Origin of the sequence: Pseudomonas sp. 22082, assembly GCF_052046055.1 — a bacterium.
Lineage (GTDB): Bacteria > Pseudomonadota > Gammaproteobacteria > Pseudomonadales > Pseudomonadaceae > Aquipseudomonas > Aquipseudomonas pharyngis.
The window spans coordinates 17,555-33,327 of the sequence record NZ_JBQEQB010000031.1 but is presented as its reverse complement, the minus strand read 5'-3'; the positions used below and the strand labels follow the sequence as shown (position 1 = coordinate 33,327).

Annotated in this window: 15 protein-coding genes; 9 read left to right on the top strand and 6 right to left on the bottom strand. The window is 61.2% G+C overall.

Going from position 1 to position 15,773, the window contains the following annotated elements:
- The first annotated feature begins 59 nt into the window (after nucleotides 1-59).
- From ACTJK9_RS27015 to tldD, 3 genes are read left to right on the top strand one after another with little or no spacing between them, the layout of a single operon-like run.
- Nucleotides 60-3,863 (top strand): YhdP family protein, encoded by a 3,804-nt coding sequence (locus ACTJK9_RS27015; protein ID WP_440817397.1) that lies wholly within the window; start codon nucleotides 60-62, stop codon nucleotides 3,861-3,863.
- A 58-nt stretch (nucleotides 3,864-3,921) separates the two neighbouring features.
- Complete coding sequence (locus tag ACTJK9_RS27010) at nucleotides 3,922-4,782, top strand: carbon-nitrogen hydrolase family protein (protein WP_440817394.1); 861 nt, start codon at nucleotides 3,922-3,924, stop codon at nucleotides 4,780-4,782.
- A gap of 5 nt (nucleotides 4,783-4,787) precedes the next feature.
- Nucleotides 4,788-6,230: a metalloprotease TldD gene (gene tldD / locus ACTJK9_RS27005; RefSeq protein ID WP_007953601.1), complete on the top strand. Its 1,443-nt coding sequence runs from the start codon at nucleotides 4,788-4,790 to the stop codon at nucleotides 6,228-6,230.
- Nucleotides 6,231-6,281: 51 nt separating this feature from the next.
- On the opposite strand, the gene yjgA is transcribed toward tldD, so the two are convergent.
- Nucleotides 6,282-6,806, bottom strand: coding sequence for a ribosome biogenesis factor YjgA (gene yjgA / locus ACTJK9_RS27000; protein ID WP_007953598.1), 525 nt, complete (start codon nucleotides 6,804-6,806; stop codon nucleotides 6,282-6,284).
- A 108-nt stretch (nucleotides 6,807-6,914) separates the two neighbouring features.
- Here yjgA and pmbA point away from each other — a divergent pair, with 108 nt between their 5' ends.
- The 6 genes from pmbA (at nucleotide 6,915) to ACTJK9_RS26970 (ending at nucleotide 12,194) form a co-directional block, all read left to right on the top strand.
- On the top strand, nucleotides 6,915-8,261 hold the full coding sequence (gene pmbA / locus ACTJK9_RS26995) for a metalloprotease PmbA (RefSeq protein ID WP_039769277.1): 1,347 nt from the start codon (nucleotides 6,915-6,917) through the stop codon (nucleotides 8,259-8,261).
- Between the two features lie 162 nt (nucleotides 8,262-8,423).
- Complete coding sequence (locus tag ACTJK9_RS26990; protein ID WP_440817390.1) at nucleotides 8,424-8,831, top strand: FagA protein; 408 nt, start codon at nucleotides 8,424-8,426, stop codon at nucleotides 8,829-8,831.
- Nucleotides 8,812-10,188: a class II fumarate hydratase gene (locus tag ACTJK9_RS26985; protein WP_085611334.1), complete on the top strand. Its 1,377-nt coding sequence runs from the start codon at nucleotides 8,812-8,814 to the stop codon at nucleotides 10,186-10,188. Before ACTJK9_RS26990 ends, ACTJK9_RS26985 begins: the two co-directional genes overlap by 20 nt.
- Nucleotides 10,189-10,215: 27 nt before the next feature.
- Entirely contained in the window at nucleotides 10,216-10,656 is a 441-nt protein-coding gene (locus ACTJK9_RS26980; RefSeq protein ID WP_007953590.1) for a hypothetical protein, read from the top strand.
- A 1-nt stretch (nucleotide 10,657) separates the two neighbouring features.
- The gene (locus ACTJK9_RS26975; RefSeq protein ID WP_221398712.1) at nucleotides 10,658-11,269 is read left to right on the top strand and encodes a superoxide dismutase; all 612 of its coding nucleotides are present in this window, start codon (nucleotides 10,658-10,660) and stop codon (nucleotides 11,267-11,269) included.
- A gap of 31 nt (nucleotides 11,270-11,300) precedes the next feature.
- The gene (locus ACTJK9_RS26970; protein WP_221398713.1) at nucleotides 11,301-12,194 is read left to right on the top strand and encodes a ZIP family metal transporter; all 894 of its coding nucleotides are present in this window, start codon (nucleotides 11,301-11,303) and stop codon (nucleotides 12,192-12,194) included.
- 38 nt (nucleotides 12,195-12,232) lie between these two features.
- Here ACTJK9_RS26970 and ACTJK9_RS26965 read toward each other — a convergent pair whose 3' ends face one another.
- The 5 genes from ACTJK9_RS26965 to ACTJK9_RS26945 form a co-directional block, all read right to left on the bottom strand.
- Nucleotides 12,233-12,508 (bottom strand): HPr family phosphocarrier protein, encoded by a 276-nt coding sequence (locus tag ACTJK9_RS26965; protein WP_085611337.1) that lies wholly within the window; start codon nucleotides 12,506-12,508, stop codon nucleotides 12,233-12,235.
- A 15-nt stretch (nucleotides 12,509-12,523) separates the two neighbouring features.
- Nucleotides 12,524-13,381 (bottom strand): RNase adapter RapZ, encoded by an 858-nt coding sequence (rapZ, locus tag ACTJK9_RS26960; RefSeq protein ID WP_221398714.1) that lies wholly within the window; start codon nucleotides 13,379-13,381, stop codon nucleotides 12,524-12,526.
- Between the two features lie 2 nt (nucleotides 13,382-13,383).
- Entirely contained in the window at nucleotides 13,384-13,848 is a 465-nt protein-coding gene (gene ptsN, locus ACTJK9_RS26955; protein WP_007953580.1) for a PTS IIA-like nitrogen regulatory protein PtsN, read from the bottom strand.
- An 11-nt stretch (nucleotides 13,849-13,859) separates the two neighbouring features.
- Entirely contained in the window at nucleotides 13,860-14,168 is a 309-nt protein-coding gene (gene hpf, locus ACTJK9_RS26950) for a ribosome hibernation-promoting factor, HPF/YfiA family (RefSeq protein ID WP_011332471.1), read from the bottom strand.
- 73 nt (nucleotides 14,169-14,241) lie between these two features.
- The gene (locus ACTJK9_RS26945) at nucleotides 14,242-15,735 is read right to left on the bottom strand and encodes an RNA polymerase factor sigma-54 (protein ID WP_011332472.1); all 1,494 of its coding nucleotides are present in this window, start codon (nucleotides 15,733-15,735) and stop codon (nucleotides 14,242-14,244) included.
- Between the last annotated feature and the right edge of the window lie 38 nt (nucleotides 15,736-15,773).

Genomic DNA, 15,773 nt, shown 5'->3' with positions numbered 1-15,773 from the left:
TTTCCTGAAACGGCTGGCCTCAGCTTTTTGCAGTATTTTTGCCATGGGAGCCAACTGACATGGAACGTCTGACACGCATTTTGGCCGCACTGACCCGCTGGGGTCTGGGCCTGTGCGCGTTGGTTCTGGTATTGATGGCGTTGTACGTCAGTCTCGGCCGGGAACTTACGCCACTGGTGGCCGAATACCGCACCGATATCGAAGACAAGGCCAGTGCCGCCCTGGGCATGCCGCTGCAGATCGGCGAGCTGGAAGGCAACTGGAGTGGATTCGCGCCGATCCTGTTGGCCCACGACGTGATGGTCGGCAGCGGCGCCAATGCCCTGCGCCTGGATCGGGTGCGCGCGGTGCCGGATCTTTGGGCCAGTTTGCTCGCCCGGGAAGTACGCATCGCCCATCTTGAACTCAACGGTCTGAAGATCAGCCTCAAGGAAGGCGAAGACGGAAAGTGGGCGCTGGAAGGCTTGCCGGTGCAGCAGGACCAGCCCATGGATCCCGAGCAACTGTTCAACCGCATGCAAATGATTCAGCAACTGTCGGTGCTCGACAGTCAGGTGACGTTGCAGCCGCTGGAGCAGGCGCCGCTGACCCTCACTTATGTCGGTCTCAATCTGAAGACCGGGTCCAGCCGCCAACGCCTCGATGCGCGCCTGACCCTGCCCGACGGTCAGCCTGTGGCGCTGAGCCTGCGCACACGACTTCGTCCGATTCAGTGGCAGAGCAGCGAAGTGGAAGGTTATGTAAGCCTGCCGCAAAGCGACTGGTCAAAATGGTTGCCCGAGCGCCTGACTCAACAATGGAATTTCTCCGAGATCAAGGCCGGTGGTGAGCTGTGGGTCAACTGGCGCGAGGGGGCGTTGCAGAGTGCTGCAATCCGTCTCAATGCGCCGCAACTGACCGGCGCCTACGCTGAACGCAAGCCGATCCAGATCAACAATCTGGCGCTCAATGGCTATTTCCAGCGCGGCTCCGAGGGAGCCATTGTCACACTTGATTCACTGGCGATGAATGTCGGCGAAACCCGTTGGGAATCCCATGTCCAGATCAAACAGACTGCCGCCACCGATAGCACCGACGAACTCTGGCATCTGCAGGCCGACCGGCTCGACCTGACCCCGATCACACCTTTGCTCAATGCCCTCGGACCTTTGCCCCAAGGCGTCGCCACCGTGGTCGAGCGCCTGAAAGTGACCGGCGGTCTGCGTAACGTGCTGCTGGATTTCCGGCCGAACGCCACCGACGACAGCAAATTCAGCTTCGCCGCCAACCTCGATCAAGTCGGCTTCGACGCCTACCACGGCGCGCCGGCGGCACGGAATGTCAGCGGCAGTCTTACCGGCAATCTCGGCGGCGGGGAGCTGCGCATGGACAGCAAGGACTTCGTCCTGCACCTCGATCCGATCTTCGCCAAGCCGTGGCAATACATTCAGGCCAACGCCCGGTTGACCTGGAAGCTCGATAAAGAAGGTTTCACCCTGATTGCGCCGTACCTGAAGGTGCTCGGCGAGGAAGGCAAGATCGCCGGCGACTTCCTGATCCGCCTGCACTTCGATCACAGCCAGGAAGACTACATGGATCTGCGGGTCGGTCTGGTGGATGGCGACGGTCGCTACACCGCCAAGTACTTGCCGCAAGTCCTGAGCCCGGCCCTCGATGAATGGCTGCGTACGGCGATTCTCAAGGGCGCGGTGGATCAGGGTTTCTTCCAGTATCAGGGTTCGCTGAACAAGAACGCCGGGGAAGCGGATCGCAGCATCAATCTGTTCTTCAAGGTGCACGACGCCGAACTGGCGTTCCAGCCAGGCTGGCCGCACGTGAGCAAGGTCAACGGTGATGTGTTCATCGAAGACAGCGGCGTGCGGATTCTGGCCAGCAAGGGTCAGTTGCTCGACACCCAGGTCAGCGATGTCTTCGTCAATATTCCCCATGTGCCGAGCGGCGAGCACAGCCATATGTTCCTCGACGGCAGCTTTGCCGGCGGGCTGGGCGATGGCCTGAAGATTCTTCAGGAGGCGCCGATCGGCACCGCCGATACTTTTGCCGGCTGGGAAGGCGAGGGTGACCTGCAAGGCAAACTCAAACTCGATGTGCCGTTGGCCAAGGGTGATCAGCCGAAAATTCTCGTCGACTTCAAAACCGCCAATGCGCGCTTGAAGCTGGCGGAGCCGAAGCTGGAATTGAGCCAGCTCAAGGGCGACTTCCGCTTCGACAGCGCCAAAGGGCTGAGCGGGCAGAACATCAGTGCCCGGGCCTTCGACAAACCGGTGACCGCGCAAATCTTCGCCGACGGCGCCCCCGGCAAACTCAAGACCCGGGTCGCGGCGTCAGGACAGGTCGAGGTCAAGAAACTCACCGACTGGCTGGGCGTGACTCAGCCTTTGCCGGTGTCCGGGACGATTCCGTATCAGCTGCAAGTGAATCTGGACGGTGCCGACAGCCAATTGATGGTCAGCTCCAGTCTGAAAGGCGTGGCGGTGGATCTGCCGGCGCCGTTCGGCATGGCCGCCGATGTCGGGCGTGACACGGTGTTCCGGATGACATTGCAGGGGCAGGAACGGCGTTACTGGGTCAATTACGATCAACTGGCCAATTTCACCTTCGCCGCGCCACCAAGCAATTTCGCCGATGGCCGTGGCGAATTGTTCCTCGGCGCGGGCGAAGCGGTGTTGCCGGGCAACAAAGGCTTGCGGATACGCGGCGTGTTGTCCGAGCTGGACGTCAAACCCTGGCAGGATCTGCTGGACAAGTACGCCGGCCAGGATCCAGGCGGCAACGCCAAACAGTTGCTCAGCAGCGCAGATTTCAAGATCGGCAAACTCACGGCCTTCGGCACCACGCTGGATCAGGCAGCCGTGCAGGTGAATCGCAAGCCCGGTGCCTGGGCGCTGGCCCTCGACAGCCAGCAGGCCAAAGGCACGGCGGGCATTCCTGACGCCAAGGGCGCGCCGATTGCGGTGAACCTGCAATACGTGCGATTGCCGGCACCGGACCCGACGGTGCAGGCCGACGAGAACGCGCCGGACCCGCTGGCTTCGGTCGATCCCAGCAAGATTCCGGCGCTGGATATCACCATCAATCAATTGTTCCAGGGCCAGGACCTGGTCGGTGGCTGGTCACTCAAGATTCGGCCGACCGCCAAGGGCATTGCCCTGAACAACCTCGATCTGGGCCTCAAGGGCATCCTCTTGCAGGGCAGCGGTGGCTGGGAGGGAGCGCCCGGTGCCACGACCAGTTGGTACAAGGGGCGGATCGGCGGCAAGAACCTCGCCGATGTGCTCAAGGGCTGGGGTTTTGCGCCGAGCGTGACCAGCGAAGAATTCCACATGGATGTCGATGGCCGCTGGCCGGGCTCGCCGGCGTGGCTGGCGACCAAGCGCTTCTCCGGCACACTCGACGCGTCCCTTAACAAAGGCCAGTTCGTCGAAGTCGAGGGCGGTGCCCAGGCGTTGCGGGTGTTCGGTCTGCTCAACTTCAACTCGATTGGCCGGCGTTTGCGTCTCGACTTCTCCGACCTGTTCGGCAAAGGCCTGAGCTACGACCGGGTCAAGGGATTGCTGGTGGCGACCAACGGCGTGTATGTGACGAAAGAGCCGATCAAGTTGACCGGCCCCTCGAGCAACCTGGAACTGGACGGCACGCTGGATCTGGTGGGCGACAAGGTAGATGCCAAATTGCTGGTGACTTTGCCTGTGACCAACAACCTGCCGATTGCCGCGCTGATTGTCGGCGCGCCGGCCGTCGGCGGTGCGTTGTTCCTGATCGACAAGCTGATCGGCGATCGCGTGGCGCGGTTCGCCAGCGTCAAATACACCGTCAAAGGCCCGTGGAAAGAGCCGAAAATCACCTTCGACAAGCCTTTTTGAACAGCCAGCCCCTGAACCGATGGAGTAGCATGGCCGCATACCTCTTGCGGAGTGCGCCATGTCTTTAGCGGTGATTCAAATGGTCAGCCAGAGCGATGTGCTGGCCAATCTGCGCGATGCCCGACGTTTGCTCGAACAGGCCGCCAACGCCGGCGCGAAGCTGGCGGTGCTGCCGGAAAACTTCGCGGCCATGGGCCGTCGCGACATCGCCGATATCGGCCGCGCCGAAGCGCTTGGCGAAGGCCCGATCCTGCCGTGGTTGAAACAGACCGCCCGCGACCTCAGGTTATGGATTGTGGCCGGCACCTTGCCGTTGCCGCCGGTGGGTCAGCCTGAGGCGAAGTCCCATGCCTGCTCGCTGCTGGTGAACGATCAGGGCGAAATCGTTGCACGCTATGACAAGTTGCACCTGTTCGATGTCGACGTAGCGGACGATCGCGGCCGTTACCGCGAATCCGATGACTATGCTTATGGCAGTGGCGTGGTGGTCGCGGACACGCCGGTCGGGCGATTGGGCCTGACGGTGTGCTACGACCTGCGCTTCCCGGAGCTGTACAGCGAACTGCGCGCTGCCGGGGCTGAACTGATTACCGCACCGTCGGCCTTCACCGCAGTGACAGGGGCGGCGCACTGGGATGTACTGATCCGCGCGCGGGCCATTGAAACCCAGTGCTACGTGCTGGCGGCAGCCCAGGGCGGAACGCATCCGGGGCCGCGGGAAACCTTTGGCCACGGGGCGATTGTCGACCCGTGGGGCCGCGTGCTGGCGCAGCAGGAACAAGGCGAAGCCGTGTTGCTGGCCGAGCGCGACAGCAATGAACAAGCGTCCATCCGGGCGCGAATGCCGGTGACCGGTCATCGGCGGTTTTTTTCGCAGGGCGCACAGCGACCTGCTTCAGAACACGAATTTAAGGCGTAAAACCTATGAGCGAGTTGTTGTCCTCAGTCAGTGATCACCTGTTGGCGCCCGGCGGCGTGACGATCGAGAGCCTGCAAGGCGTGCTCGGTGATCTGGCGGGTCCAGGCATCGATGCGGCCGACCTGTATTTCCAGGGGCAGATTTCCGAGTCCTGGTCGCTGGAAGACGGCATCGTCAAGGAAGGCAGTTTCAACCTCGACCAGGGTGTTGGCGTGCGTGCGCAGTCCGGCGAAAAAACCGGTTTTGCCTACAGCAACGCGATCACCCTGGAAGCCCTCGGCGCAGCGGCCCGTGCGGCCCGTTCGATTTCCCGCGCCGGGCAGAACGGCACGGTGCAGGCGTTCAGCACCCAGGACGTCGCCCAGTTGTACGCGCCGGACAATCCGCTGGAAGTCCTGAGCCGCGCTGAAAAAGTCGAATTGCTCAAGCGCATCGATGTGGCGACCCGCGCCCTCGATCCGCGAATCCAGCAGGTCAGCGTGAGCATGGCCGGGGTCTGGGAGCGGATTCTGGTGGCCTCGACCGACGGCGGCCTGGCGGCCGATGTGCGTCCGCTGGTGCGTTTCAATGTCAGTGTGATCGTCGAGCAGAACGGCCGTCGCGAGCGCGGCGGACATGGCGGCGGCGGGCGTACCGACTACCGTTATTTCCTCGCCGAAGACCGCGCCATGGGCTATGCCCGTGAGGCGCTGCGTCAGGCGCTGGTGAACCTGGAAGCGATTCCGGCACCGGCCGGGACCTTGCCGGTGGTTCTGGGCTCGGGATGGTCCGGCGTGCTGCTGCACGAAGCGGTCGGCCACGGCCTGGAAGGCGATTTCAACCGCAAGGGCAGTTCAGCCTACAGCGGACGCATGGGCGAAATGGTTGCCTCGAAACTTTGCACCATCGTCGATGACGGCACCCTGAGCGGTCGTCGCGGCTCCCTGAGTGTCGACGACGAAGGCACCCCGACCGAGTGCACCACGCTGATCGAAAACGGCGTGCTCAAAGGCTACATGCAGGACAAGCTCAACGCGCGGCTGATGGGCGTGGCCCGCACCGGCAACGGTCGGCGCGAATCCTATGCGCACCTGCCGATGCCAAGGATGACCAACACTTACATGCTCGGCGGCCAGAGCGATCCGGCGGAAATCATCGCCTCGGTGAAAAAGGGCATCTACTGCGCCAACCTCGGCGGCGGTCAGGTCGACATCACCAGCGGCAAATTCGTGTTCTCCACCAGCGAGGCTTATCTGATCGAGGACGGCAAGATCACTGCACCGGTCAAAGGCGCAACGTTGATCGGCAACGGTCCGGAAGCGATGAGCCGGGTGTCGATGGTCGGTAACGATCTGGCGCTGGACAGCGGTGTGGGCACATGCGGCAAGGACGGGCAGTCGGTGCCGGTGGGTGTGGGTCAGCCGACCCTGAAAATTGATGCGATCACCGTGGGTGGCACGGGCGCATAAGAAGGGATGGAGCTTCGGGTGGCGCGCGGTGCGGCCACCCGGTGGCGAATATCAGCGCAGACCGCGTTGAGTCTCGTCCAGCTCACGGATGTACTTGAAGATCTTGCGGCTCGACGCAGGAGGTTTGTTTTGCGCAACCTCGTGCTGGGCCTGACGGATCAGGGAACGCAGTTGCTGGCGGTCGGCGTCCGGATAATCGACGACGAATTTCTCCAGCACGGCATCGTCACCGGCGATCAGGCGGTCACGCCAGCGTTCGAGGTTGTGGAAACGCTCGTTGTACTGACGGGTAGAGGCGTCGAGTTGATCGAGCAGGGTGAGGATCGCGTCAGTGTCCTGATCGCGCATCAGTTTGCCGATGAACTGCAAGTGCCGTTTACGCGCGATGTTCGCGGTGTGCTTGGGCGCATCGGCCAGGGCCCGGCGCAAAGCGTCGGTCAATGGCAGTTTTGCCTGCAAGTCGGGCTTGAGCGTTGTAAGGCGCTCGCCAAGGTCAACCAGAGCATGCAGCTCGCGTTTGACCTGGGATTTGCTTTTTTCTCCCGTATCGAGGGAGTCGTCGTAAGAATCAACCATGGTGGCAGTCCGCAAAGAAACGCCGCCATGATAACCAGTCGGGGGCCGCTTGTCCGGCCCGGTCGCTCGAAGGCCCCAGCCGAAAGCAGAATTTGAGTGGAGATGAGCATGAGTGCAGTTGAAAGCGTCGGCCCACAGGCATTGCCGGCACTGCAGGAACAGGTCGAGCAGATCATCGCCGAAGCCAAGCGTCAGGGTGCCAGTGCCTGCGAAGTGGCGGTGTCGCTGGAGCAGGGCCTGTCGACGTCGGTGCGTCAGCGTGAGGTCGAAACGGTCGAGTTCAACCGCGATCAGGGTTTTGGCATCACGTTGTATGTCGGCCAGCGCAAGGGCTCGGCCAGCACGTCCGCCACCGGGCCGGATGCGATTCGCGAGACTGTCGCCGCCGCGCTGGCGATTGCCAAGCACACGTCGGAAGACGAAGCCTCGGGGCTGGCCGATGCCGCGCTGATGGCCCGGGATATCCAGGATTTCGATCTGTTCCACCAATGGGACATTACCCCGGAGCAGGCCATCGAGAAAGCATTGCTCTGCGAAGCCGCCGCGTTCGACGCCGATGCACGCATCAAGAATGCCGATGGCACCACGTTGAGCACCCATCAGGGCTGCCGCGTGTACGGCAACAGCCACGGTTTCATCGGTGGTTACGCTTCGACCCGACACAGCCTGAGCTGCGTGATGATTGCCGAGGCCGATGGCCAGATGCAACGCGACTACTGGTATGACGTGAACCGCCAGGGCAGTTTGCTGGCGGATCCGGTGAGCATTGGCCAGCGTGCGGCACAGCGCGCGGCGAGTCGCCTGGGGGCGCGCCCGGTGCCGACCTGCGAAGTGCCGGTTTTGTTTTCGGCGGAACTGGCGGGCGGGTTGTTCGGCAGCTTCCTGTCGGCGATTTCCGGCGGCAGTCTGTACCGCAAATCGTCGTTCCTCGAAGGCACTTTGGGGCAGAAGCTGTTCCCGGAATGGCTGACCATCGACGAACGTCCACACCTGATGCGTGCCATGGGCAGTGCGTCGTATGACGGCGACGGGCTGGCGACCTATGCCAAACCGTTCGTCGAAAAGGGTGAGCTGGTGTCATACATCCTGGGCACGTATTCGGGTCGCAAGCTGGGCATGCCGAGCACCGCCAACGCGGGCGGCGTGCATAACCTGTTTGTCACCCACGGCGATGAAGACCAGGCTGCCTTGCTGCGGCGCATGGGTCGTGGCCTGTTGGTCACCGAATTGATGGGCCATGGTCTGAACATGGTGACCGGGGATTACTCGCGTGGTGCGGCAGGTTTCTGGGTCGAGAACGGTGAAATCCAGTTCGCAGTGCAGGAAGTGACCATCGCCGGCAACATGCGGGACATGTTCAAGCAGATCGTCGCGGTGGGTAACGATCTGGAACTGCGCAGCAACATTCGCACCGGTTCGGTGTTGATCGAGAAGATGACTGTCGCGGGCAGCTAAGCCCCAGGCAGGTACAAAAAAAGGCGCGTCACCCGATTGGGTGGCGCGCCTTTTTTGTGTCCACTTATTTTTCGGGTTGCGCAGAGCAGCTAAGAAGCTACTCTTGTTTTGGTTCTCATTATCATCTAATAATAAATCTCATTATCGAATGAGCCCAGGATCATGAGTTCTGCCTTGCACGAGCAGCCGTACCTCGAAAGCTGGCGCTGGATGAGCCGCCAGATCCGTTGCGCGATGGACCCCGACGAACCACGACTGATCGAACATTACCTGGCCGAAGGTCGATACCTGGCCTGCTGCACGGCGACCTCGCCCTGGACGGTCGCTGAAACCTCTTTCCGTCTGCTGCTCGACACGGCCACCGACATCGCACTGCCGTGGCATTGGCGCAGCCTGTGTCTCGATCAAGCCTGGCGCCCCTTGCGTGAAATGGAGCGCCTGTCGCTGTGCAAGTGCCGGCTCAAACACTGGCAAAGCTACACCTGGCAGCTCGCCACCTGCGAGTTGCAACCCTCGATTCCTCTCATTGAATTAGTCCAAGGATTTACCGATGACCAAGACACGTATTGAGCGCGACAGCATGGGCGAACTGCAGGTGCCGGTGGACGCTCTCTACGGCGCGCAGACCCAGCGTGCAGTGGATAACTTCCCGATCAGCGGCAAGCCGATGCCGACCCAGTTCATCCGCGCCCTGATTCTGGCCAAAGCGGCCGCCGCGCGCGCCAACGTTGAACTCAACCAGCTCAGTGCAGCGCAAGGCAAAGCCATCAGCGATGCCGCCCAAGGGTTGTTGGAAGGCGACTTCATGCGGCATTTCCCGGTGGACATCTTCCAGACCGGTTCCGGCACCAGCTCCAACATGAACGCCAATGAAGTGATCGCCACCCTGGCCAGCCGCTTGCTCGACGAACCGGTGAACGCGAACGATCACGTCAACTGTGGGCAGAGCAGCAACGACATCATTCCTACCACTATCCACGTCAGCGCCGCGTTGGCCTTGCACGAACAACTGCTGCCAGCGCTGCTGCACCTGGTGCAGGTGATCGAGCGCAAGGCCGAACAGGTCCATCATCACGTCAAAACCGGTCGCACCCACTTGATGGACGCCATGCCGGTACGCCTGAGCCAAGTGCTCAACGGCTGGGCGCAGCAGCTCAAGGCCAATATCGGTCACCTGCAGGATTTGCTGCCAAGCCTGCAATCCCTGGCCCAGGGCGGCACGGCAGTCGGCACCGGGATCAACGCGCATCCGGAATTCGCTGCGCGTTTCAGCCGACAGCTCAGCCAGTTGACCAACGTCCAGTTCACGCCGGGCAAAAATCTGTTCGCCCTGATCGGTTCGCAAGACACCGCCGTGGCCGTCTCGGGCCAGCTCAAGGCCACCGCCGTGTCCCTGATGAAAATCGCCAACGACCTGCGCTGGATGAACTCCGGCCCGCTCGCCGGGCTCGGTGAAATCGAGCTCGAGGGCCTGCAGCCGGGCTCATCGATCATGCCAGGCAAGGTCAACCCGGTGATCCCGGAAGCCACCGCCATGGTAGCTGCGCAAGTGATCGGCAATGACTCGGTGATCACCATCGCCGGTCAATCAGGCAATTTCGAACTGAACGTGATGCTGCCGATCATTGCCCAGAATCTGCTGAGCAGCATTGAGTTGCTGGCCAACTCCAGCCGTTTGCTGGGTGACAAGGCCATCGCCACCTTCAAGGTCAACGAGTCGCGCCTCAAGGAAGCGCTGTCGCGCAACCCGATTCTGGTGACCGCGCTCAACCCGATCATCGGTTACCAGAAAGCTGCCGAGATTGCCAAGCAGGCCTACAAGCAGGGTCGCCCGGTGATCGACGTTGCGCTGGAGCACACCGACCTGTCGCGCAGCCAGCTGGAAGAGTTGCTCAATCCCGAGAAACTCACCGCCGGCGGCGTGTAAGCACCGCAACCGCTTTGGAGGTTCACCATGGAGCACTGGAAACGCACGATCGAACGGGCCAATCGCTGCTTCATGCTGGGCGAGCTGATCGATGCCCGCGAGGCCTACCTGCAAGCATTGGCCCTGGCGCAGGTGTTGTTCGAGCGCTGGGCCGATGCCGACGAAGCGGTGGCGGCCTGCGTCATCTCCCACCACAACCTGGCGGATCTGCATCTGCGCCTGAATCAGCCGGAGGAGAGCGCCGAGTACCTGTGCGCGATCCACCAGCGCCTGTTGCAGACCATGCAGGACGAGCGCCTGCGTCCGGCGCTACGTGAGGCGGCGTTGCGCCAGAGCAGCAAAACCTATGTCGAGCTGCTCAATTTCATCAGCGAACACGGCGAATACCCGCGCACCCAGCGTTTGCTGCACCCGGATACCGGCAACGCGCGCCGCGCGCCTGCCCCACATCACCATGGAGTCCATTGAAATGGCTTTTACCCTGCCAGCCTTGCCTTACGCCTACGACGCACTGGAGCCGCACATCGATGCGCAAACCATGGAGATCCACTACACCAAGCATCATCAGACTTACATCAACAACCTGAACGCTGCGGTCGAGGGCACCGAATTCGCGGAATGGCCGGTGGAAAAACTGGTCGCCAGCGTCCAGCAACTGCCGGAAAAACTGCGCGCGGCGGTGATCAACCAGGGCGGCGGTCATGCCAACCATTCGCTGTTCTGGGAAGTCATGGCGCCTAACGGCGGTGGCAAACCGGACGGTGCGCTGGCCAGGGCGATCGATGAGCAGCTGGGTGGCCTCGACAGCTTCAAGGAAGCCTTCACCAAAGCCGCGTTGACCCGTTTCGGCAGTGGCTGGGCGTGGCTCAGCGTCACGCCCGACAAGAAACTGGTGGTGGAAAGCAGCGGCAACCAGGACAGCCCGCTGATGAACGGCAACACGCCGATTCTCGGGCTCGACGTGTGGGAACACGCGTACTACCTGCGTTATCAGAACCGTCGGCCGGAATACATCAGCGCGTTCTACAACGTGATCAACTGGCCACAAGTTGCTGCGCGCTATCAGGCGGCGCTGGTTTAAGTCTTCTATAAAAACAATTCCAAGGCGGACTATGGGCACTGAGACACTGGCGATCGGAAGTGGGCGCATGTTTCGTTACGCAATCGGATCGCTGCTGCTGTTGGCGGGCATGACCTTGCTGGTCGCGCATGGGCTGGAATGGCTGAATCTGGAACCGAGACTGTCGCGGGCATTGCAGGGCGGCGCGATCTGCGCCCTCGGCACCGCACTCGGGGCAGTTCCGGTGCTGGTGATCCGCAACATGCCCCAGGCGCTGGGCGATACGCTGCTGGGTTTTGGCGCTGGCGTGATGCTGGCGGCAACCGCGTTTTCGTTGATCGTACCGGGAATCGCCGCCGCCGAAAGTCTGGGACTGAGCCCATGGGGCGCCAGCGGCCTGATTTGCTTCGGCATCATGCTCGGGGCGTTCGGCCTGTATCTGGTTGATCGCCGTGTGTCGGGGGCCTCGCCGGAAATGCTCATCGGCACCGTCGAACATCCGGTGATTCCGCCACGGATCTGGTTGTTCGTGTTCGCCATCATTGCCCATAACATCCCGGAAGGCATGGCGGTCGGTGTCTCGGCGGGCGGTGGAATGCCCGATGCAGACAGTCTGGCCATGGGCATTGCCTTGCAGGATGTGCCGGAAGGGCTGGTGATTGCCCTGGTACTGGCTGGTGCCGGTATGTCGCGGGTCAAAGCGTTTTTGATTGGCGCAGCGTCAGGTCTGGTCGAACCAATGTTCGCGCTGCTCTGTGCGTGGCTGGTCAGTCTTGCCGAACTGTTGCTGCCCTTGGGATTGGCGTTGGCGGCGGGCGCCATGCTGCTGGTGGTGACTCACGAAGTCATCCCCGAGTCGCGACGCAATGGCCATGAGAAGCTGGCAAGCCTGGGGTTGCTGATCGGCTTCTGTCTGATGATGGTGATGGATACCGCGTTGGGCTGAACCGGGAGGAGGGAGCAAGCTCCCTCACTTCAAGTGTTTCAACCACCTTCGTCGAAGTAGTTGTTGATCAGTGTCACCAGCGCGTCCATGGCTTCCTGTTCCTGATGGCCTTCGGTACTCAGGTGGATTTTGGTGCCCTTGCCCGCAGCGAGCATCATCATCGCCATGATGCTTTTACCGTCAACCGTGGTTTCCGGGGTGCGGCCGACTCTGATCGTGCAATCGGGAAACTGGCCCGCCACTCCGACGAATTTTGCCGATGCGCGGGCGTGCAGGCCCAGCTTGTTGATGATTTCGATTTCACGAGCAGGCATCGCGGTGTGAATCCTTTAGCTGAGGTCGCGGTGGCGAACCTGGACGTTCTTCAGGGTCTTCTGCAGCGCCTGGCCAAGACGTTCGGTCAGGTAAACGGAACGGTGATGCCCGCCGGTGCAGCCGATGGCAATGGTGACGTAAGCGCGGTTACTCGCGGCAAAGCGCGGCAACCATTTGTGCAGGTACGTGTAAATATCCTGGTACATCTCCTCGACCTCAGGCTGCGCCGCCAGATACTCGGCGACCGGCTGATCGAGACCGGATTGCGCGCGCAGTTCAGGTTTCCAGTACGGGTTCGGCAGGCAGCGTACATCGAACACCAGATCCGCATCCACCGGCATGCCGCGTTTGAAACCGAAAGACTCCACCAGAAACGCGGTACCCGGCTCCGGCTGGTTCAACAGGCGCAGCTTGATGGTGTCGCGCAGTTGGTAGAGGTTCAGATTGGTGGTATTGACCTTCAGATCGGCCAGATCGGCAATCGGGCCCAGCAGGGCGGTTTCGTCGTCGATGGCTTCGGCCAGCGAGCGGTTGGCATTGCTGAGCGGGTGACGACGACGAGTTTCCGAAAAGCGTTTGAGCAACGTTTCGTCATCGGCGTCGAGGTACAGGACATCGCACTGGATGTGCCGGCTGCGCACTTCCTCGAGCAACTCTGGAAAACGTGACAGATGACTCGGCAGGTTGCGGGCGTCGATCGAGACGGCCACCAGCGGCTGGAGCATTTCGGTATGAACCAGCGCACGTTCGGCCAGATCCGGCAGAAGGCCTGCCGGCAGGTTATCGATGCAGTAGTAACCGTTGTCCTCAAGGACATCCAGGGCAGTACTTTTACCCGAGCCGGAACGGCCACTGACAATGATCAAGCGCATGGTTACGGCCTGTTCTGTTCTTCCAGTACAACCTGGTACAAGGCTTCGTTGCTTGGCGCGCTGCGCAGTCTGTCGCGCACGTCCTTGCGGTCGAGCATGCTGGCGATCTGGCGTAACAGCTCCAGGTGTGCATCGGTGGCGGCTTCCGGTACCAGCAGGACGAAGAGCAAGTCCACGGGCGCGCCGTCGATAGCGTCGAAATCGATAGGGGCATCAAGGTGCATCAGCGCACTGATCGGCGCTTCGCAGCCCTTGAGGCGGCAGTGGGGAATGGCGATGCCGTTGCCAAAACCGGTGGAGCCCAGTTTTTCACGGGCAATCAATGCCTCGAAGACATCTTGCATCTCCAGATCCGGAACTTCCCGGGCGATCAGGTTGGCAATTTGTTCCAGGGCTTTCTTTTTACTGCCGCCCGGCACGTTCACCAGGGAACGGCCGGGGGTCAGGATACTTTCAAGTCGGATCATGGGGGTGGGGGTTATCGACCGGTAGCGCCCTGAAGCAGGCTCTGGGTCTTTTCCTTATGCTTTTTGAGTTGTTTATCAAGCTTGTCGGTCAACGCGTCGATCGCAGCGTACATATCGGTATGTTCCGCGTTTGCGACGACCTCATTGCCGGGAATATGCAGCGTGGCTTCGATTTTCTGCTTCAGTTTTTCGACGCACATCGTGACTTGCACGTTGGTGATCTTGTCGAAATGCCCTTCGAGCTTCTTGAGCTTGAGCTCGATGTACTCGCGCAGAGGCTGGGTAACTTCCAGTTGGTGTCCACTGATGTTGACTTGCATACAGCTTCTCCTTCGTTGCCAGTGCATAAAGCGGCAGGCCGAAGAGCCTGCCACTGGAACGCTGTAACGTGGCTTACATCAACCGCTTGCGTTCGCTCGAAGGCGCGATCCCGAGGGATTCGCGGTACTTGGCGACGGTGCGGCGAGCCACCTGAATGCCTTGTGCCTCCAGTAAACCAGCGATCTTGCTGTCACTCAACGGCTTTTTCTGATTTTCCGCGGCAACCAGTTTCTTGATGATCGCGCGGATCGCCGTGGACGAGCATTCGCCGCCTTCGGAGGTACTGACGTGGCTGGAGAAAAAGTATTTCAGTTCATATATGCCCCGTGGGGTATGCATGAATTTTTGCGTGGTTACGCGGGAAATCGTCGACTCGTGCATGCCAACCGCTTCTGCAATGTCGTGCAGGACCAGCGGCTTCATGGCTTCGTCGCCGTACTCCAGAAACCCGCGCTGGTGTTCGACGATCTGGGTGGCCACTTTCATCAGGGTTTCGTTGCGGCTCTGCAGGCTCTTGATGAACCAGCGGGCTTCCTGCAACTGGTTGCGCATGAAGGTGTTGTCGGCACTGGTGTCGGCGCGGCGCACAAAACCGGCGTATTGGGCGTTGACCCGCAGGCGTGGCACCGACTCCTGATTCAGCTCGACCAGCCAGCGCTCGTTGTCCTTGCGCACGATGACGTCAGGCACCACGTATTCGGCTTCGGTGGATTCGATCTGCGAACCGGGGCGCGGGTTCAGGCTCTGCACCAGTTCGATGACCTGGCGCAGCTCGTCTTCCTTGAGCTTCATGCGCCGCATCAACTGGCTGTAGTCGCGGCTACCGAGCAGGTCGATGTAATCGGTGACCAGGCGCTTGGCCTCGGCCAGCCAGGGGGTCTTGGCCGACAGCTGGCGCAATTGCAGCAGCAGGCATTCGCCCAGGTTACGTGCGCCGATGCCGGCCGGTTCGAATTGCTGGATGCGGTGCAGGACGGCTTCGATCTCGTCCAGCTCGATGTCGAGCTCCGGATCAAAGGCGTCGAGGATTTCTTCGAGGGTTTCGTCCAGGTAGCCCTGATTGTTGATGCAATCGATCAGGGTGACGGCGATCAGGCGATCGGTGTCGGACATCGGTGCCAGGTTCAACTGCCACAGCAGGTGGCTTTGCAGGCTCTCGCCGGCGGAGGTGCGGGTGGTGAAGTCCCACTCGTCATCGTCGCTGCTTGGCAGGCTGCTGGCGCTGGTCTGGTAGACGTCTTCCCAGGCGGTGTCCACCGGCAATTCGTTGGGGATTCGCTCGTTCCATTCGCCGTCTTCGAGGTTGTCGACTGTCGGCGCGGTCTCCTGATAGGAGGGTTCCTGGATCTCGGTGTTGGGCTTCTGTTCGGCGTTGTCGGCCATGGGATCGGAGTTGTCGAAGTCGTCGCCGTCTTCCTGGCGTTCGAGCATCGGATTGGATTCCAGAGCCTCCTGGATTTCCTGTTGCAGATCCAGGGTCGACAATTGGAGCAGGCGGATGGCCTGTTGCAGCTGCGGTGTCATCGTCAGCTGCTGGCCCATTCTCAAGACTAGCGATGGTTTCATGGCAGGGGCTTAACACCTTATTCGCCGGCGCTATGCGC